The 17,789-nt window shown below is 73.8% G+C and carries 15 protein-coding genes; 4 read left to right on the forward strand and 11 right to left on the reverse strand.

Features of this window, described 5'->3' with window-relative positions; all coding sequences use genetic code 11:
- Positions 1 to 101: 101 nt before the first annotated feature.
- The 3 genes from BM242_RS07710 (at position 102) to dxs (ending at position 4,409) form a co-directional block, all read left to right on the forward strand.
- Positions 102 to 926 (forward strand): ATP-binding cassette domain-containing protein, encoded by an 825-nt coding sequence (locus BM242_RS07710; RefSeq protein WP_093837946.1) that lies wholly within the window; start codon positions 102 to 104, stop codon positions 924 to 926.
- Complete coding sequence (locus tag BM242_RS07715; RefSeq protein WP_093837947.1) at positions 923 to 2,230, forward strand: sugar ABC transporter permease; 1,308 nt, start codon at positions 923 to 925, stop codon at positions 2,228 to 2,230. The genes BM242_RS07710 and BM242_RS07715 overlap by 4 nt, the downstream gene beginning before the upstream one ends.
- A 271-nt stretch (positions 2,231 to 2,501) precedes the next feature.
- A complete protein-coding gene (dxs, locus tag BM242_RS07720) occupies positions 2,502 to 4,409 on the forward strand; it encodes a 1-deoxy-D-xylulose-5-phosphate synthase (protein ID WP_093837948.1) in 1,908 nt (635 codons plus the stop codon).
- 45 nt (positions 4,410 to 4,454) lie between these two features.
- Here the strand turns inward: dxs and BM242_RS07725 are convergent, their stop codons facing one another.
- From BM242_RS07725 to BM242_RS07770, 10 genes are all read right to left on the reverse strand, one after another.
- Positions 4,455 to 5,456: a serine hydrolase domain-containing protein gene (locus BM242_RS07725; protein ID WP_093837949.1), complete on the reverse strand. Its 1,002-nt coding sequence runs from the start codon at positions 5,454 to 5,456 to the stop codon at positions 4,455 to 4,457.
- On the reverse strand, positions 5,453 to 6,382 hold the full coding sequence (locus tag BM242_RS07730; RefSeq protein WP_093837950.1) for a DUF6895 family protein: 930 nt from the start codon (positions 6,380 to 6,382) through the stop codon (positions 5,453 to 5,455). Before BM242_RS07730 ends, BM242_RS07725 begins: the two co-directional genes overlap by 4 nt.
- Positions 6,379 to 7,062: a hypothetical protein gene (locus BM242_RS07735; protein WP_245833904.1), complete on the reverse strand. Its 684-nt coding sequence runs from the start codon at positions 7,060 to 7,062 to the stop codon at positions 6,379 to 6,381. Before BM242_RS07735 ends, BM242_RS07730 begins: the two co-directional genes overlap by 4 nt.
- A gap of 143 nt (positions 7,063 to 7,205) precedes the next feature.
- Positions 7,206 to 7,391, reverse strand: coding sequence for a hypothetical protein (locus tag BM242_RS07740; RefSeq protein WP_093837951.1), 186 nt, complete (start codon positions 7,389 to 7,391; stop codon positions 7,206 to 7,208).
- Between the two features lie 100 nt (positions 7,392 to 7,491).
- Positions 7,492 to 8,412 (reverse strand): LCP family protein, encoded by a 921-nt coding sequence (locus BM242_RS07745; protein ID WP_093837952.1) that lies wholly within the window; start codon positions 8,410 to 8,412, stop codon positions 7,492 to 7,494.
- A 263-nt stretch (positions 8,413 to 8,675) separates the two neighbouring features.
- The gene (locus tag BM242_RS07750; RefSeq protein ID WP_093837953.1) at positions 8,676 to 10,808 is read right to left on the reverse strand and encodes a 3-hydroxyacyl-CoA dehydrogenase NAD-binding domain-containing protein; all 2,133 of its coding nucleotides are present in this window, start codon (positions 10,806 to 10,808) and stop codon (positions 8,676 to 8,678) included.
- Positions 10,805 to 12,019 carry a thiolase family protein gene (locus BM242_RS07755; RefSeq protein WP_093837954.1) on the reverse strand — a complete coding sequence of 405 codons (1,215 nt, stop codon included), beginning with the start codon at positions 12,017 to 12,019 and terminating at the stop codon, positions 10,805 to 10,807. Before BM242_RS07755 ends, BM242_RS07750 begins: the two co-directional genes overlap by 4 nt.
- Positions 12,020 to 12,304: 285 nt before the next feature.
- A complete protein-coding gene (locus tag BM242_RS07760) occupies positions 12,305 to 13,567 on the reverse strand; it encodes a ribonuclease D (RefSeq protein WP_245833905.1) in 1,263 nt (420 codons plus the stop codon).
- A gap of 209 nt (positions 13,568 to 13,776) precedes the next feature.
- The gene (locus BM242_RS07765; RefSeq protein WP_093837955.1) at positions 13,777 to 14,436 is read right to left on the reverse strand and encodes a response regulator transcription factor; all 660 of its coding nucleotides are present in this window, start codon (positions 14,434 to 14,436) and stop codon (positions 13,777 to 13,779) included.
- Between the two features lie 305 nt (positions 14,437 to 14,741).
- Complete coding sequence (locus BM242_RS07770) at positions 14,742 to 15,371, reverse strand: DUF3000 domain-containing protein (protein ID WP_093837956.1); 630 nt, start codon at positions 15,369 to 15,371, stop codon at positions 14,742 to 14,744.
- A 152-nt stretch (positions 15,372 to 15,523) separates the two neighbouring features.
- Here BM242_RS07770 and hemE point away from each other — a divergent pair, with 152 nt between their 5' ends.
- Positions 15,524 to 16,585 (forward strand): uroporphyrinogen decarboxylase, encoded by a 1,062-nt coding sequence (hemE, locus tag BM242_RS07775; protein WP_093837957.1) that lies wholly within the window; start codon positions 15,524 to 15,526, stop codon positions 16,583 to 16,585.
- A 78-nt stretch (positions 16,586 to 16,663) separates the two neighbouring features.
- Here hemE and BM242_RS07780 read toward each other — a convergent pair whose 3' ends face one another.
- Positions 16,664 to 17,788: a DUF4349 domain-containing protein gene (locus tag BM242_RS07780; RefSeq protein WP_093837958.1), complete on the reverse strand. Its 1,125-nt coding sequence runs from the start codon at positions 17,786 to 17,788 to the stop codon at positions 16,664 to 16,666.
- Position 17,789: the final 1 nt, after the last annotated feature.

Raw genomic sequence — 17,789 nt, forward strand, 5'->3', positions numbered from 1 at the left:
CTCCCGCCGGCTCCCCGCCGCCCCCCCTCCCCGGCAACCCCGCCCGCAACGACCCTTACCCGCCGCGCCGTTCCGGGCGCGGCGAAGGAGCTGACCGCACCATGACCGCCGCCGCACCAACCCTGCTGGCGCTGCGCGGAGTCTCCAAACGCTTCGGTGCCGTGCAGGCACTGAGCGATGTGGACCTGGAACTCCGCTCCGGCGTTGTCACCGCCCTGGTGGGTGACAACGGCGCCGGGAAATCCACCCTGATCAAGACCATCGCCGGCGTCCACGCCGCGGACACCGGCGTCTTCGAGTGGAAGGGCAGGCCGGTCCGGATCAACCGGCCGCACGACGCCCAGGACCTCGGCATCGCCACCGTCTACCAGGACCTCGCGCTCTGCGACAACCTGGACGTGGTGGCCAACCTCTTCCTCGGCCGGGAGACCGTGCACGGCGTGGCGCTGGACGAGGTGGAGATGGAACGCCGTTCCCGGGAGCTGCTGGACACCCTCTCCATCCGCATCCCCAGCGTGCGCATCCCGGTGGCCTCGCTCTCCGGCGGCCAGCGCCAGGTGGTGGCCATCGCCCGGGCGCTGATCGGCGACCCCGACCTGGTGATCCTGGACGAGCCCACCGCCGCGCTGGGCGTGGAACAGACCGCCCAGGTGCTGGACCTGGTGGAACGGCTCCGCGAGCGCGGCCACGGGGTCATCCTGATCAGCCACAACATGGCGGATGTGCAGGCGGTCGCCGACGAGGTGGCGGTGCTGCGGCTGGGCCGCAACAACGGCCTGTTCGACATGGAGACCACCTCGCAGGAGAAGATCGTCTCCGCCATCACCGGTGCCACCGACAACGCCGTCAGCCGCCGCCGGCACCGCCGGCACCACGGCACCGGGCGGCCGGCCGGCGGCGCGAGCGGAACGGAGGACGCCCGATGAGCAGCCCCACCCCCGGCGCCCCGTCCCACCAGGCCGGCCAGGCCCCGGTGGAGTCGGACGCGCCCATGACCCCGGCGGCCGAGGTGCCCGCCCCCGACCCGCGGCTGCTGGTGCGCGAGCGCGGCCTGATGGGATACACGGAGGAGTTCCGGCGCAAGATCCGCGGCGGTGAGCTGGGCTCCGTCCCGGTGGTGCTCGGCCTGATCGTGATCGCGGTCGTCTTCCAGTCGCTGACCGGCAACTTCCTCACCCCGCGCAATCTCAGCAATCTCACCGTCTACATCGCCGGACCGGGCATCATGGCGGTCGGCATCGTGCTGGTGCTGCTGCTGGGCGAGATCGATCTGTCGGTCGGTTCGGTGGCCGGGCTCAGTGCCGCACTGTGGGCGGCGCTGTCGGTCACCAACGGCGTCAACGATCTGGTGTCCATCGCCGCCGCGATCGCGGCCGGGGCGGCCGTCGGCGCGGTGCACGGCTTCTTCTTCGCCAAGGTGGGGGTGCCGGCCTTTGTGGTCACCCTGGCCGGCTTCCTGGGCTGGAGCGGCCTCCAGATCTGGGTGATGGGCGAGGAGGGCACCATCAACATCCCGCGCGACAGCCTGGTGCGGGATCTGTACGGCCACTACTTCAGCGACCGGGCCTTCGCCTGGGGCATGGCCCTGCTGCTGACCGCGGGGTATGCGGCGGCGCTGGTGCTCTCCGAGCGCCGCCGGGCCAGGGCCGGGCTGCCGGTGCGCCCGCGCGGCGAGATCGTGCTGCGGGTGCTGCTGGTGGCCGCCGCCGCCTTCGCCGTGGCCTACATGCTGAACGAGCACCGGGGACTGCCGCTGGCGCTGGTGATCTTCCTGGTGATCCTGATCCTGGTCGACTTCGTGGTCCGCCGTACCCGGTACGGCCGGCAGATCTTCGCGGTCGGCGGCAACGCCGAGGCGGCCCGCCGGGCCGGCATCAATGTGGAGCGGGTGCGGCTGACGGTGTTCTCCCTGGCCGGCGGGCTGGCCGCGGTCGGCGGGTTCTTCATCGCGGCCCAGTCCGGCGGCGCCACCAAGAGCCTGGGCTCCGGCAATCTGCTGATGAATGTGATCGCGGCGGCGGTGATCGGCGGCACCTCGCTGTTCGGCGGGCGCGGCTGGGTGTGGTCGGCGCTGCTGGGCACCCTGGTCATCCAGTCCATCACCATCGGCCTGGACCTGCTGGGCATGCAGAGCGCCATCCAGTTCATGATCACCGGCGCGGTGCTGCTGATCGCGGTCACGGTGGACTCGGTGTCCCGCCGCACCCAGCGCACCGCCGGACGGACCTGAGCCGGTGCCCGGTCCGACAAGTCGGGCGAACATGGCACTCAACGTTCAAATCTGGTCAAAAAAATGATCGAAAGTTCCGGGCTGCCGAAGCAGCCCGGAACTTTCCATGCAGCTGGCGATACGAACAGGTGAGCTATCTCGCATCCTGAGACGTTCCCCGAGTGCCGTGGAAGATTAGACTCGACGGATTGACCCGCCGGACCACCCCGGTCCGCACGGACGACTCTGGGCTGCACGGCGGCGGCCCGCGGTGGAAGCAAGGAGGCAACGGGTGGCGCTGCTGACCCGCATCACGGGACCGCGCGATCTCGACGGACTCAACCACGAGCAGCTCGACCAGCTCGCACAGGAAATCCGGACCTTCCTCATCACCTCGGTCGCGAAGACCGGCGGCCATCTCGGCCCGAATCTGGGCGTGGTGGAACTGACCATCGCCCTGCACCGGGTGTTCGACTCACCGGCCGACCGCATCCTGTGGGACACCGGCCACCAGTCCTATGTGCACAAACTCCTCACCGGCCGCCAGGACTTCAGCCGGCTGCGCGCCCGCGGCGGACTGGCCGGCTACCCCTCGCAGACCGAGTCCGAGCACGATGTCATCGAGAACAGCCACGCCTCCACGGTGCTCGGCTGGGCCGACGGCCTGGCCAAGGCCAACCAGCTCATGGGCCGGGACAACCATGTGGTGGCGGTCACCGGCGACGGCGCCCTGACCGGCGGCATGGCCTGGGAGGCGATGAACAACATCGCCGCCGCCCAGGACCGCCCGCTGGTGATCGTGGTCAACGACAACGAGCGGTCCTACTCGCCCACCATCGGCGGCCTGGCCGACCATCTGGCCACCCTGCGGATGACCGACGGCTACGAGCGCTTCCTCACCCGCGGCAAGGAACTCCTCAACCGCACCCCGGTGGTGGGCAAGCCGCTGCACGACGCGCTGCACGGCGCCAAGAAGGGCCTGAAGGACATCATCGCCCCGCAGGGCATGTTCGAGGACCTCGGCCTGAAGTACGTCGGCCCCATCGACGGCCATGACCTCCCGGCCCTGGAATCCGCCCTGCTGCGCGCCAAGCGGTTCGGCGGCCCGGTGATCGTGCACTGCCTGACCGAGAAGGGCCGCGGCTACCAGCCCGCCCGGGACGACGAGGCCGACCAGTTCCACGCCGTCGGCGTGATCCACCCCGACACCGGCCTGCCGGTCTCGGTCGGCGGCGCCGACTGGACCTCGGTGTTCGAGGACGAGATCGTGCGGATCGGCCGCGAGCGGGAGGACATCGTCGCCATCACCGCGGCCATGCTCCGGCCGGTGGGCCTGAAGAAGTTCGCCGACGAGTTCCCGCACCGGGTCTACGACGTCGGCATCGCCGAACAGCACGGCGCGGTCTCCGCCGCCGGCCTGGCCTTCGGCGGCCTGCATCCGGTCTTCGCCGTCTACGCGACCTTCCTCAACCGCGCCTTCGACCAGTTGCTGATGGACGTCGCCCTGCACCGGCTCGGCGTCACCTTCGTGCTGGACCGGGCCGGCATCACCGGGCCGGACGGCCCCTCGCACCACGGCATGTGGGACATGTCCCTGCTCCAGGTGGTCCCCGGGCTGCGGCTGGCCGCGCCGCGCGACGCCGAACAGCTCCGGCTCCAGCTGCGCGAGGCGGTCCAGGTGCGCGACGCGCCCACCGTGGTCCGCTACTCCAAGGGCGCGGTCGGCCCCGCGGTCCCCGCCGTCGGCGCCGTCGGCGGCATGGACGTGCTGCGCGGCCCCGCCGAGGGGGAGGAGCGGCCGGACGTGCTGCTGCTCTCCATCGGCGCCCTGGCCCCGGTCTGTCTGGAGGCGGCGGAACTCCTCGGCCAGCAGGGCATCACCACCACGGTGGTCGACCCCCGCTGGGTCAAGCCGGTCGATCCGGCGCTGCCCGGGCTGGCCGCCCGGCACCGGGTGGTGGTCACCGTCGAGGACAACTGCCGGGCCGGCGGCGTCGGCGCCGCGGTCGCCCAGGCGCTGCGCGACGCCGAGGTGGACATCCCGGTGCGCAACTTCGGCATCCCGCCGCAGTTCCAGGAGCACGCCTCCCGCGGCGAGCTGCTGAGCTCCCTCGGCCTCACCGGCCCGGACATCGCCCGCCAGGTCACCGGCCTGGTCGCCCGGCTGGAGAACCCGCTCAACGCGACCCCGACCGCCTGACCGGGCGGGCCGTGCCCCGCCGCCGGCGGCCCGGGACGGCGGCGGTCACGGGCCGCCGCGGGCGAGGGCCAGAAAGGCGCCGTAGGCGGTCCGGAGGAAGCGGGCGGCCGGGCCGGGCGAGGTGTTGGTGAAGGCGGCCAGCCCGGTGCCGCGCTCCGGGGAGAAGGCAAGGAAGGCGGTGCACCCCCGGGTGGCCCCGCTGTGATGCAGATGCGGCGGCGGCCCGGGGCGCCGGTTCCACACCAGGCAGAGCTGGTGCCCGCCGCGGGGCAGTACCAGCCGGGGCCGCTGCACCTCGGCCAGGGCGGTGCGCAGCACCGCGCCGGGCGCCAGGGCCGGGTCCAGCAGCAGCGTCAGCGAGCGCAGGGCGTCGGCGGCGGTCAGCCGCAGCGCGCCGGCGGCCGGCAGGCCCGGGATCAGCCAGCGCGGGCGGGGCCGGCCGTGCCAGTGCCCGGTGATCTGCGGGCGGTCCGGCGAGCAGTCGCTGCCGGTCAGACCCAGCGGGCCGAGAACGCGCCGGTGCAGGGCCTCCTCGTAGGGCCTGCCGGTGACCTGGGCCAGCGCCCGGCCGAGCAGGGCCACGCCGAAGTTGGAGTAGTGGACCCGGGTGCCGGGCCGGTGGCGCGGCCGGACCCGGGCCAGGGCCCGCTCCAGATCGCCGGCCGAGAAGCGGGCATAGGGGTTGCTGAACCACAGCGGTGCCGCCCGGCGCGGCAGCCCCGGCGGCAGCCGCGGCAGGCCGGAGGTGTGGGTGGCCAGGTGCAGCAGGGTGACCGGCGGGGAGGTCTCCGGGACGCCGGGCAGATGGCGGGCCAGCGGGTCGGTGAGCCGTACCCGCCCCTCGGCGGCGAGCACGGCCAGCAGCAGCGCGGTGTAGGTCTTGGTCAGCGATCCCGCCTCGAAGCGGGTGCGGCGGCCGGCCGGACCGGCGCAGGCGGTGAACCGCCGCCCGTGGTGGACGGCGGCGACGGCCACCGTGCGTCCCGGGGCGGCGCCGGCGGTGGCCAGCAGCGGGCGGAGCGCCTCCCCGGGCGGGGCGGCGCTCATGGCCCGGCGCGTCCGGCCAGGGCGGTGCCCGCCACCGTGACCACCGCCACCGTGTGCTGGTGGTCGTGGAAGCGCTGCTCCGGGTCGTCGGTCACCGGCTCGCCGTCGCGCGGCACCAGGCCGTCCGGCCGCTGGATCCCGGCCAGGGCCTCCCAGTGGCCGGGATCGCAGTACGGCTCGGGCAGGCAGGCTCCGACGATCAGCAGCTCGGCCAGCAGATCCCACTGGGCGACTTCGCGCCAGATGTCGGTCCACACCGGCAGCCAGTCGTGCAGATAGGCGGCCAGCGGCGCGGGCAGGCCCTCCGGGCGGGCCGACCAGTCGGTGAGATGGAAGACGGTGTGCGTCATGTGGTAGGCCGTCATCCAGTCCACCGCCCACGGCTCGGGCTCCGCTCCCAGCCAGGTGGCGCGGGCCAGCGCCGCCCAGTCGTCCTCGCGCAGCGGCGCCAGGCCCACCACCCGGGCGGCGTTGGCCACCGCCAGCCGCCGGTTGGGGACCACCTCGACGGCCCGCAGCGAACGCAGCCGGGAGTGATGGGCCAGCAGCCGGTCCAGCTCGGCATGCCGGTACCCGGCCCGGGCGAAGTGCGAGTACGTCTCCATCGGATCGGTCATCAGGGTGTGCCGGAGCTGGCGCTCGTAGAGCAGGTCGCCCGCGCGGAACTGCTCCCAGAGGTAGTCCAGCAGATTCTGCGCGGCGGCCCGGCGTCCGGCGCCGGAGTGCGGGTCGCGCAGCACCAGGGAGGCGGCCAGCGCGCTCTCGCCCAGCGGCTTGTAGGTGCTGTCCGGATCGTCCAGGGTCTCGGTGGTGCCCGGCGGCAGGGCGCCGAACCGTCGGTTGGCGTGCAGCCAGGACAGCGCCCGGTCGGCCAGCAGCCGTGCCGTGTCCCGGACCGGCCCGGGGACCGCGGGGGCCGCCGTCACCGGACCGGCTCCCGCAGCAGGCGGGCGATGGCCAGGTCGAGCGCGGTGCGCGGCCCGGCGACGCCGTGCAGGTCGAGATGGTCCAGCGCGGCGAGCGGGTCCAGCGGCAGCGGACCGGGCAGCAGGCAGAGCCAGCGCACCAGCCGGGCGGCCGTGGGGTGGTCGCGGCGCAGCATGGCGCGGGTCAGTCCCCGGGCGAGCGCGCGGCCGGAGCGGCGGGCGAGTTCGTGCACGGGACTGTCCAGGACCGGCAGCGCCAGCGGGGCGAGCCGGGCCAGCGCGTCGGACAGCCCGCGCCAGTCCTCCCCGGAGCCGGGCCGCTGCGCGGGGGGCGGCAGCGCGGGATGGCGCGGGTTGTGCAGGCTGAGCAGCCGGGCGGTGGCCCAGTCCCGCCAAGCCACGTACGGGTCCGAGGGTGCTCCGTCGCCGGCCCGGAAGGCGGTCAGGGCCTGGGAGACGGCCGCGGTGTCCTGGGGCCGGAGCGGTGCCCCGGCCAGCAGATGCGGGGCGAAGGAGTCGCTGCCGACAATCCGCAGGGCGGCCAGGCAGGACAGCGGATCGGGGGTGTCCGCCACGTATTCGGCCACGAAGACCGCGTCCCCGGGACCCCGGAGGGCGCCGAGAACGCGGAGAGCCAGTCGGTCGGCCGCGACACCGAAGGTCTCGCGTGGTGCGCTCACCGCAGAGGGCATGGGCTGCTCACTCTCCCGGGCCGCGGCACCGCACGACGCGGGATCACGGCTCCGCCACTACCGGCTGCTGTTGCTGCTTCCGATGTGCGTTTCCGAGGTGCGGTCCGCCGGTACCGCTGCCGGTACCGGTGCTACTTCTCCTTCGCGGGCTTGGGCTCCTTCGGGGACAGCAGCAGTCCCAGCAGCAGAGCCCCCGCGCCCTCCGGGGCGGGCAGCGGCGCGTCGCTCACGGCCGCCTCGGGCGCGGCCATCAGTTCCTCGGCGGCCTCCGCCTGGGCGGTTGTGGCGGTGAGCCGGACGGTTTCCTGGGCAAGCATGGAATCTCCCCGTGGGTGTCGATTTGTCCTTATGTCGACATTAATTCGTGACCACGGGGGCTGTCCTGGCGGGACGGGAACCGGATGGATGATTCAACCGTCAACCGGTGCGCAGGGCCTGCCAGACGGCCGCGCCCTGTGCCGGATCGGCGGGCAGTGCCAGGGTGTTCATCCGCTCGGTGCCGCCGGTGCCGAGTTCCCGCACAAAGGCCAGCAGTCCGGTGAGGGAGGCCAGTTCGGCGTCGGTGGTGAGCGCGCCGGCCGCCGCGTCGGCGACCCGGTAGAGCTTCGCCGGGCTGGACAGCACGCCCTGCCGCTGCACTTCGCCCAGCAGCCGCAGCAACTCCCGCTGCTGCGGCTCCAGCTCGGCGGCCGGCCCGCCTCCGCCGCCGTCCGGCGGCGAGGCCGGGACGTCCAGGGCGGCGGCCAGTTCGCCGATCCCGGCGAAGTCCACCTCGATGTAGTGGTCCATGCGGATGCCGGACAGCTCCTCCACGGCCCGCACCAGGCAGCTCGGCCCGCCCTCGCCGTGCAGCGCGGCCAGCGGAGCCGTCCGGGGCTCCGCGTCGCCGCCGGAGTCCGCCCCGCCGCCGGCGCAGGGCGGGGCGGCCACCCGCAGCGCGGGCGGGAGATTGACCGCCGTGGGCGGCGTTCCGTCCTCCGGCAGGCGCAGCACCATGGTGGAGAACGCGTCCTGCTCCGGCTCGGGCCGCGGCTCCGTATCCGGCTCCGGACGCCCGTCGTTCTCCGCGTCCGCCGGACCGGGGGCGGCGCGTGAGTCGGTGCCCACCACCAGCAGGGTGCTGGCCTTGCCGGGCTCCGGCTCCGGCCGGGCGGTGCCCAGCTCCGCCTCGATGTCCACGCTGTCCAGGCTGGCGTCCAGCCGGTGGTAGAGCCAGCTGCCCAGCCCGGCCGTGAACAGCACCACCCCGGCCACGGTCCACAGCACGATCCGGCGGATGCGGCGGGCGCGGCCGGCGCGGCCGAGGGGACGCAGCGGCGGGCGCTCGCGATGCGGCATCGGTTCCGGCTCCCTTGGGCAGATGATCATGTTCAGCGGAACAGCGAGAACAGCAGGAACAGCAAGAAGGAGTGAGAACCGATGGTATGTCCGTAATGGCCGAGGTGTCAGTGCGCCACGGCTGTGACGGGCGTTACGGCGCGCACGGAGCCCCCGGAAGGTCGCCGGAAGATCCCCGGGTACCAGTGCCGCGGAGCACGGAAACGGGGCCCGTCCGCCGCTGTCGCGGCGGACGGGCCCGTGAGCGGGTCCTGTCCGCGGGATCAGGACCCGGGAACGCTCGCCACACCCCGGGGCAGGAAGCGGGCGCCGACCGCCCGCTCGGAGATTCCCTCCCGGTCCAGATACGGCGTGATGCCGCCCAGGTGGAACGGCCATCCCGCGCCGGTGATCAGGCACAGGTCGATGTCCTGCGCCTCGGCCACCACGCCCTCGCGCAGCATCAGCCCGATCTCCTCGGCGATCGCGGTCAGCGCCCGGTCCCGCACCTGCTCCTCGCTGAGCACCGTGTCGCCGGTCTCGAACAGGGCCGCGACCTCCGGGTCCAGCTCGGGCTTGCCCGAGTCGTGCACATAGAAGGCCTTCTTGCCCGCCTTGACCACCCGGTCCAGGTTCGCGGAGACCGCGAACCGCTCCGGGAAGGCGGCGTGCAGGGTGCCGCCGACATGATGCGCCACGGCCGGGCCGACCAGTTCGAGCAGCTCGATCGGGGTCATCGGCAGGCCCAGCGGCGCCAGCGCCCGGTCCGCCACCTCCACCGGCGTGCCCTCGTCGATGGAGCGCAGCACCTCGCCCATGAAGCGGGTCAGGATGCGGTTGACCACGAACGCCGGGGCGTCCTTGACCAGCACCGCGGTCTTCTTCAGCTGCTTGGCCACGGCGAAGGCGGTGGCCAGCGAGGCGTCGTCGGTGCGCTCCGCCCGCACCACCTCCAGCAGCGGCAGGACCGCGACCGGGTTGAAGAAGTGGAAGCCCACCACCCGCTCCGGGTGGCGCAGCTTCGAGGCCATCTCGGTGACCGACAGCGAGGAGGTGTTGGTCGCCAGAATGGCGTGCTCCGGCACCACCGCCTCCAGCTCGGCGAACACCTGCTGCTTGACGCCCATCTCCTCGAACACCGCCTCGATCACGAAGTCGGCGTCCGAGAACGCGGCGGCCTTGTCCAGCTCACCGGTGACCAGGCCCTTGAGCCGGTTCGCCTGATCCTGCTTGATCCGGCCCTTGAGCAGCAGAAAGTCGATCTGCTCGTGCACCCAGGACACGCCGGAGTCCACGCGCTCCTGGTCGATGTCGGTGAGCACCACCGGCACCTGGAGGCGGCGCGCGAACAGCAGCGCGAGCTGCGAGGCCATCAGCCCGGCGCCGACCACACCCACCTTGGTCACCGGCCGGGCCAGCGACTTGTCCGGTGCGCCGGCCGGCCGCTTGGCCCGCTTCTGCACCAGGTTGAAGGCGTAGATGCCGCTGCGCAGCTCCTCGCCCATGACCAGATCGGCCAGCGCCCGGTCCTCGGCGTCGAAGGCGTCCCGCAGGTCGCCGTTCTTGGCCTGGGCGATGATGTCCAGCGCCCGGTAGGCGGCCGGGGCCGCGCCGTGCACCTTGGAGTCGGCGAACGCCCGGCCGCGCTCCACCGCCAGATCCCAGGCCTCGCCGCGGTCCGGCTCCGGCCGGGCCACCTCGATCTCGCCGCGCAGCACGGCCGAGGTCCAGCTCAGCGACTGCTCCAGGAAGTCGGCCGCGTCGAAGACGGCGTCCGCGATGCCCAGCTCGTACACCTGCGGGCCCTTGAGCATCCGGTTCTGGCTGAGCGCGTTCTCCACGATCACCTGTACGGCGCGGTCGGCACCGATCAGATTGGGCAGCAGCGCGCAGCCGCCCCAGCCGGGGACCAGGCCCAGGAAGACCTCGGGCAGGGCGAAGGCCGGAAGCTGCCGGGCGACGGTCCGGTAGGTGCAGTGCAGACCGGCCTCGACGCCGCCGCCCATGGCAGCGCCGTTGTAGTAGGCGAAGGTCGGCACGCCCAGATTGGCCAGCCGCCGGAAGACGTCGTGCCCGCCCCTGCCGATGGCCAGCGCCTGGTCCCGGGTCTTCAGCAGCGCCATGCCCTTGAGGTCGGCGCCCACCACGAAGACGAACGGCTTGCCGGTCAGGCCCACGCCGGTGATCTCACCGGCCTCGGCCTCGGCCGCCACCTGGTCCAGGGCCCGGTCCAGATTGGCCAGCGACTGCGGGCCGAAGGTGGTCGGCTTGGTGTGGTCCAGGCCGTTGTCCAGGGTGATCAGGGCGAACCGTCCGCCGCCCTGCGGCAGCTCCAGATGACGGACGTGCGCGGTGGTGACCACCTCGTCGGGGAACAGCTCGGCCGCCCCCTTGAGAAGCTCTGCGGTGCTGCTCACTTGCCCTCCCAGTGCGGGTTCTCCCAGATGACGGTCCCGCCCATGCCGAAGCCCACGCACATGGTGGTCAGGCCGTAGCGGACGTGCGGCTGCTCCTCGAACTGGCGGGCGAGCTGGGTCATCAGCCGCACGCCGGAGGAGGCCAGCGGATGCCCGAAGGCGATGGCACCGCCGTACTGGTTGACCCTGGGGTCGTCGTCGGCGATGCCGTAGTGGTCCAGCAGGGAGAGCACCTGGACGGCGAACGCCTCGTTGATCTCCAGCAGACCGATGTCCTCCATGGCCAGCCCGGCCTGGGCCAGGGCCTTCTCGGTGGACGGGATCGGGCCGACGCCCATCACCTCCGGCTCCACCCCCGCGAAGGCGTAGGCGACCAGCCGCATCTTCACCGGCAGGCCCAGCTCGCGGGCGGTCTCCTCGGCGGCGATGACCGAGGCGGTGGCGCCGTCGTTCAGGCCCGCCGCGTTGCCCGCGGTCACCCGGCCATGGGTGCGGAACGGGGTCTTCAGCCCGGCGAGCTGTGCCACGGTGGTGCCCGGCCGCATCGGCTCGTCCGCGGTGGCCAGCCCCCAGCCGGTCTCGCCGCCCTCCTCCGAGGTGCGGCGGACGGCGATCGGCACCAGATCCGGCTGGATCTTGTGGTCCGCGTACGCCTTGGCGGCCTTCTCCTGGCTGCGCGCCGCGTACTCGTCGGCACGCGCCCGGGTGAGCCGCGGGAAGCGGTCGTGCAGGTTCTCCGCGGTCATGCCCATGAACATGGCCGACTCGTCGACCAGCTTCTCGGAGACGAAGCGCGGATTGGGGTCCACGCCCTCGCCCATCGGGTGGCGGCCCATGTGCTCCACACCGCCCGCCACGGCGATGTCGGCGGAGCCGAAGGCGATGGCACCGGCGGTGGTGGTCACGGCGGTCATGGCGCCGGCGCACATCCGGTCGATGGCGTAGCCGGGCGTGGTGGCGGGCAGCCCTGCCAGCAGGGCGGCGGTGCGGCCGATGGTCAGTCCCTGGTCGCCGATCTGGGTGGTGGCGGCGATCGCCACCTCCTCGACCCGCTCGGGCGGCAGGCCCGGATTGCGGCGCAGCAGCTCGCGGATGCACTTGACGACCAGGTCGTCGGCGCGGGTTTCGTGGTACATGCCCTTCGGGCCCGCTTTTCCGAACGGGGTGCGGACGCCGTCCACGAAGACGACGTCCCTGACGGTACGAGGCACGATGGCTCTCCTCCAGATGCGCGGCGTTGCGCCGGATGGTGCGCTGGTCCCTGCGATGCTCCGGGCGCCGGGAAGCGGTCCGGCCCACTCTCATGCTACTAGTGAGTAACACGCTGGCAAGGGCGGCCCCCGCACGATGCGGCGCGGGTCACACGGGGGGCCGCCCGGGCCGCAGCGCTCCGGCCGTCCCGGCCGTTCCGTCTCCGCGGTGCGGGCGGACGGCGGCGCACCGAGGGGCTGCCCGCGGGGCACGGGGACGAAACCGGCGGTCCGGGCGAAGCGATGTCAGGCGGCGGTGGCCAGGGCGTGGGCCAGCAGCGGCACGGTCTGCTCGATCTGCCACTCCCGGGCCCCCAGGCGGCGCAGCGCGCGGGTGACGGCCTCCTCGGTCGGCTCGGCCGGCGGCTCCCAGCACAGCCGGCGCACGGTGTCCGGCGTCAGCAGATTCTCCTGCGGCAGATTCAGCCGCTCGGCGTGGGCGGTCACCGCCGCCCGGGCCGCCGAGAGCCGGGCCGCGGCCACCGGGTCCTTGTCCGCCCAGGAGCGGGGCGGGGGCGGGCCGGAGGAGTTCTGCCCCGGCTGCGGCAGCTCGGACTCCGGCAGCCGCCGGGCCCGGTCCACCGCGGACAGCCACTGCATCAGCTGGCGGCGGCTCATCCGGTGCCCGAAACCGGGCAGCCCGGCCAGCGCCCGGACGTCCACCGGCATGGCCTGGGCGGCGGCCACGATCGCCGCGTCCGGCAGCACCTTGCCGGGGGACAGATCGCGGCGGCGGGCGATCTCGTCCCGCACCTGCCACAGCTCGCGCACCGCGGCGATCTGCCGGCGGCGGCGCACCTTGTGCATGCCCGAGGTGCGCCGCCAGGGGTCCTTGCGGGGCTCGGGCGGCGGGGCGGCGACGATGGCCGCGAACTCCTGCCGGGCCCAGTCCAGCTTGCCCTGCCGGCCGAGCTCCCGCTCCAGCGCGTCCCGCAGGTCGATCAGCAGTTCCACATCGAGCGCGGCATAGCGCAGCCAGGGCTCGGGCAGCGGGCGGGTGGACCAGTCCACCGCCGAGTGGCCCTTTTCCAGCGCGTAACCCAGCAGGGTCTCCACCATGACGCCGAGCCCCACCCGGGAGAAACCGGCCAGCCGGGCGGCCAGTTCGGTGTCGAACAGCCGGGTCGGAACCATGCCTATGTCCCGCAGGCAGGGCAGATCCTGGGTGGCGGCGTGCAGCACCCACTCGGTGCCGGCCAGTACCCGGCCCAGCGCGGAAAGATCGGGACAGCCCACCGGGTCGATCAGGGCGGTGCCGGCGCCCGCGCGGCGGAGCTGGACCAGGTAGGCCCGCTGGCCGTACCGGTAGCCGGAGGCCCGCTCGGCGTCCACCGCCACCGGGCCGGAACCGGCGGTGAAGGCGGCGACCAGCTCGCCGAGCGCCGTGTCGTCGGCGGTGACCGCGGGCATCGGCTCGCGCGGCGCGAGCAGCGGGACGGGAGCCGGGCCGGTGGACTGCGCAGCGGTGGTCGACGGGGAGGCGGCGGCGGTCTGCTGGGCGTCGGTCACCCGTCAAGGGTAACTGTGTGCGCAGGGTGTATACGGCGCATGGCGGATTGTCGACGATTCCCCCTACAGGGAGTGTCCCGTGCGGTGCGCCTCGCGCACCGCACGGGACACTCCCTGGCGCCGGCCGTGCCGGCGGAACCCGGCGGACAACGGTGAATGTCGGTGAATGTCAGTGGATCTCAGTGAAGCTCGGTGAAGCTCGGTGAAGCTCAGTGGATGATGCCGGTGCGCAGGGCGACGGCCACCATGCCCGCCCGGTCGCCGGTGCCCAGCTTGCGGGCGATCCGGGCCAGGTGGCTCTTCACCGTCAGCGCGGACAGCCCCATGGAGACGCCGATCGCCTTGTTCGACTGGCCCTCCGCCACCAGCCGCAGCACCTCCACCTCCCGCCCGGAGAGCTCCCGGTATCCCTGGTGCCCCTGCTGCCCGGGGTGGCGGCGGTGCAGCCGGGCCGCCGCGGACCCCATCGCCGCGGCGCCGTGCCGGGTGGGCGGGCCCAGGTTGGTGCGGGTGCCGGTGACCACATAGCCCTTGACGCCGCCCGCCAGGGCGTTGCGCACGGCGCCGATGTCGTCCGCGGCGGACAGGGCCAGGCCGTTCGGCCAGCCCGCGGCACGGGTCTCGGACAGCAGGCTCAGCCCCGAGCCGTCGGGCAGATGGACTTCGGCGACGCAGATGTCACGGGGGCTGGCGACTCGGGGACGGGCCTCCGCGACCGAGGACGCCTCGATCACGTCACGCACACCGAGGGCCCACAGGTGGCGGGTCACGCTGGAACGGACCCGGGGGTCGGCGACGACCACCATGGCCGTGGGCTTGCTCGGGCGGTAGGCCACCAGGCTTGTTGGGTGCTCAAGAAGAACAGACACCGGGCCTCCCGGGGGTGGGGGTGGGGACGGAAGCGACTCCTCAGCAGGAGTCGGTGCGTTCCGGATGAACCGGATGCATGGGTCATAGAGTCCTTCGGCAGGAACCCCGGGCGGCTTTAGGGAAAGATCACGAACCGGTGATGTCCCTTCTGCGGTGCGACGGCCGCCGCGCGCCGTCCGGGGGCGTGCTTTCGGCGCATTGCGGCACGTGGGGGCGCGTATGACATCTTCTTTCGCGCCCCCGGTGCGCTCCCCGGTCCCCGCCTCGCATCACCCGAACAGGCCGCGGCGTGGCGTCGGGAAGGTCAGGCTCCCGGGCCGCGCCGGTGCGGGAAGACGGCCACCCCCGGGGCGCCGCCGTTCTCCGGCGGCAGCCCCGCACACTGCGCCAGCAGCCCGCACCAGGCCAGCAGATGGCCGCCGAGCTCCGGCGCCTCCCGCGGGGTCCAGGAGGCCCGCAGTTCCACCTCGGTGCGCGGCGGCCGCTGCGCCAGCGCCCCGAAGGACTGCGAACTGGCCCGGGTCACCGTGCCGCCGGCCGCCGCCCAGCCCAGCCCGCGGTGCTCCAGCGCCTCCGCCAGCCAGGACCAGGCGACCTCGGGCAGCAGCGGGTCGGCCGCCACCTCGGCCTCCAGCGCCGCCCGGGCCAGCGTCACCAGCCGGAACTCCCCGCCGCCCCAGCCGTGATCGCTCTCCGGGTTGTGCAGCAGCACGAACCGGCCGTCCGCCAGCTCCTCGTCCTCCTCCTCGTCCCCGGGACCGCCGCCCGCGGCCGGACCGGGTGCGACCGTGGCATGCAGGGCGAACGCGTACGGGGCCAGCCTCCGCGGCGCAGGGGTGGTGCTGAGCACCACCTCGCCGCGGGGACGCACCGAGGTCAGCGCGGCGACCGCCGCCCGGAAGGCGAACGGGACGCCGTCGCCGGGGTGTCTCATGGGCTCCGGACCCTCCGCCCTGGGTACGTGCGCGGTTGCCATGGCCGGAACCCTAGGTGGCCGGACAGCCGATCAGGCGGAGCCGCGCCGGGCCTTGGCGGGAGCGCTCTCCCCGTGCCGCCGCGGTCCCCGGCGCGTGGCAGACTGCCGGGGTGAGCGATCTCCGTGACAGCAGGCCCCGCACCGCCGTGACCGACTCCCCGTTCCTGCGGGCGTGCCGCCGGGAGCCCGTGCCGCACACCCCGGTCTGGTTCATGCGGCAGGCCGGCCGCTCGCTCCCGGAGTACCGGCGGGTGCGGCAGGGCACCGGCATGCTGGAGTCCTGCATGCGGCCCGACCTGGTCACCGAGATCACCCTCCAGCCGGTGCGCCGGCACGGCGTGGACGCGGCGATCTACTTCAGCGACATCGTGGTCCCGCTCAAGGCCATCGGCGTCGACCTGGACATCCGGCCCGGGGTGGGGCCGGTGGTGGAGCGGCCCTTCCGCTCCCGCGCCGATCTGGACCGGCTGCGCCCGCTGGACCCGGACGACGTCAAGTACGTCACCGAGGCCATCGGCATGCTCACCGCGGAACTCGGCGCCACGCCGCTGATCGGCTTCGCGGGCGCGCCCTTCACCCTGGCCAGCTATCTGGTCGAGGGCGGGCCGTCCAGGAACCACGAGCACACCAAGGCGCTGATGTACGGCGACCCGGAGCTGTGGGAGGCGCTGCTGGACCGGCTGGCCGTGCTCACCGCGGGCTTCCTGACCGTGCAGATCGAGGCCGGTGCCTCGGCCGTGCAGCTCTTCGACTCCTGGGTCGGCGCGCTCTCCCCGGCGGACTACCGGGACCGGGTGCTGCCCGCCTCCGCCAAGGTCTTCCGGGCGGTGGCGCAGTACGGAGTGCCGCGCATCCACTTCGGGGTGGGCACCGGGGAACTGCTCGGGCTGCTCGGCGAGGCCGGGGCCGATGTGGTGGGGGTGGACTGGCGGGTGCCGCTGGACGAGGCGGCCCGCCGGGTCGGACCGGGCAAGGCGCTCCAGGGCAACCTCGACCCGGCCGTGCTGTTCGCTCCGCGCGAGGCGGTGGAGGCCCAGGCGGGGCGGGTGCTGGCGGCGGCCGGGGAGCTGCCCGGCCACATCTTCAACCTGGGCCACGGAGTCCTTCCCGAGACCGACCCCGAGGCGCTCACCCGCCTCGTCGCCTACGTCCACGAGAACACCGCCCGCTGAACGCCGGAACGCCCCCGGGCCGGGCAGCGGCACCGCCGCCCGGCCCGGCGGCCTTCCCGATCAGTCCCGTCAGTCCCGTCAGTCCCGGTCAGCCCCGGCCGCCGGGGCGCCGTCGCCGGAGACGGGCGCGGGCGCCGGTGCGGCGGGCGGGGGCGGCGGTGCCGCCCGGCCGGGGCGCGGACGCGCCGGCAGCCGCTTGCGCAGCCACCGCCCGAACAGGACGACCACCACCACCGTCACCACAAAGGGCAGCGCGGCGCCGATCACCACCGCGATCCACAGCAGCGTGGTCAGGAAGGCGTCCCAGCCGCCGCGCAGCGCGTCGGGCAGCGAAGGACCGGCGTCCTCCGCCTCCTCCGGCTCGATCTCCTCGGCCTCCGGCTCCCGCAGCTCCAGCGTGATGGTGGCCATCCCGGTCTGCTCGGACAGCGACTTCTGCTGTGCCTTCAGCGCCTCCAGATCCGCCTGACGGCGGCTCAGCTCCGATTCCAGGGTCACCACATCGGTGAGCGTGGTGGCGTCCTCCATCAGCGCCCGGACCCGGGCCACGCTCTCCTCCTGGGAGGCGATCCGGCTCTCCACGTCCACCACCTCCCGGGTCACGTCCTCGGTGGTGACCTCCCGGTGGGCCAGCCTGCCCAGTCCGGCCAGCTCCTGGAGCAGCGAGCCGTACTCCTCCGGGGGCACCCGCAGGGTGATCCGGGAGCGCCGGTAGCCCGCGGAATCCTCGTCGGTCTGCTCCTCGCTGACATAGCCGCCCGCCCGCTCGGCCAGCCGCACCGCCTCCCGGTAGCTCCCGGGCACGTCCTCGGTGAGCACCGAGAGATGGGCGGTGCGGATCAGATGCAGGGTGGAGGGCAGCTCCGGCGCACCGGCGAAGCCGCCGGCCGCGTCGTCCCGCCCGGCCTCGCCGGCGCCGTCCGCTCCCGCGCCGGGCTCCCCGGCCGCCTCGGCCTCCTCCGGTGCCGCCGCCCTTCCCTCGTCGGCGAGCCCGCCCCCGGTGCCCTCCTCGGGTGCTGCGGCGGCCCGGTCCGCGGCGGCACCGCTGCCGTCGGCGCCGTCCGTGCCGGAACAGGCGGTCAGGGCCAGCAGCGCGGCCAGCAGCAGCGCGCCCGGCAGCGCGCCGCGGCGGCGCCGGCGGCCCCGGTCGCGCGCCCGGCGCGGGTGTCTTCCCGTGGTCTCCCGGTCAGTTGTCCGGCTCATC

The organism is Streptomyces aidingensis (assembly GCF_900112355.1).
Taxonomy (GTDB): Bacteria; Actinomycetota; Actinomycetes; order Streptomycetales; family Streptomycetaceae; genus Streptomyces; species Streptomyces aidingensis.

Bases quoted from the DNA above. Each gene is read 5' to 3' on its own strand.
- BM242_RS07710 (WP_093837946.1), top strand. From the start codon at position 102: ATGACCGCCGCCGCACCAACCCTGCTGGCGCTGCGCGGAGTCTCCAAA.
- BM242_RS07715 (WP_093837947.1), top strand. From the start codon at position 923: ATGAGCAGCCCCACCCCCGGCGCCCCGTCCCACCAGGCCGGCCAGGCC.
- BM242_RS07725 (WP_093837949.1), bottom strand. From the start codon at position 5,456: ATGAGCGCCGCCCCGCCCGGGGAGGCGCTCCGCCCGCTGCTGGCCACC.
- BM242_RS07740 (WP_093837951.1), bottom strand. From the start codon at position 7,391: ATGCTTGCCCAGGAAACCGTCCGGCTCACCGCCACAACCGCCCAGGCG.
- BM242_RS07745 (WP_093837952.1), bottom strand. From the start codon at position 8,412: ATGCCGCATCGCGAGCGCCCGCCGCTGCGTCCCCTCGGCCGCGCCGGC.
- BM242_RS07770 (WP_093837956.1), bottom strand. From the start codon at position 15,371: ATGAGACACCCCGGCGACGGCGTCCCGTTCGCCTTCCGGGCGGCGGTC.
- BM242_RS07780 (WP_093837958.1), bottom strand. From the start codon at position 17,788: ATGAGCCGGACAACTGACCGGGAGACCACGGGAAGACACCCGCGCCGG.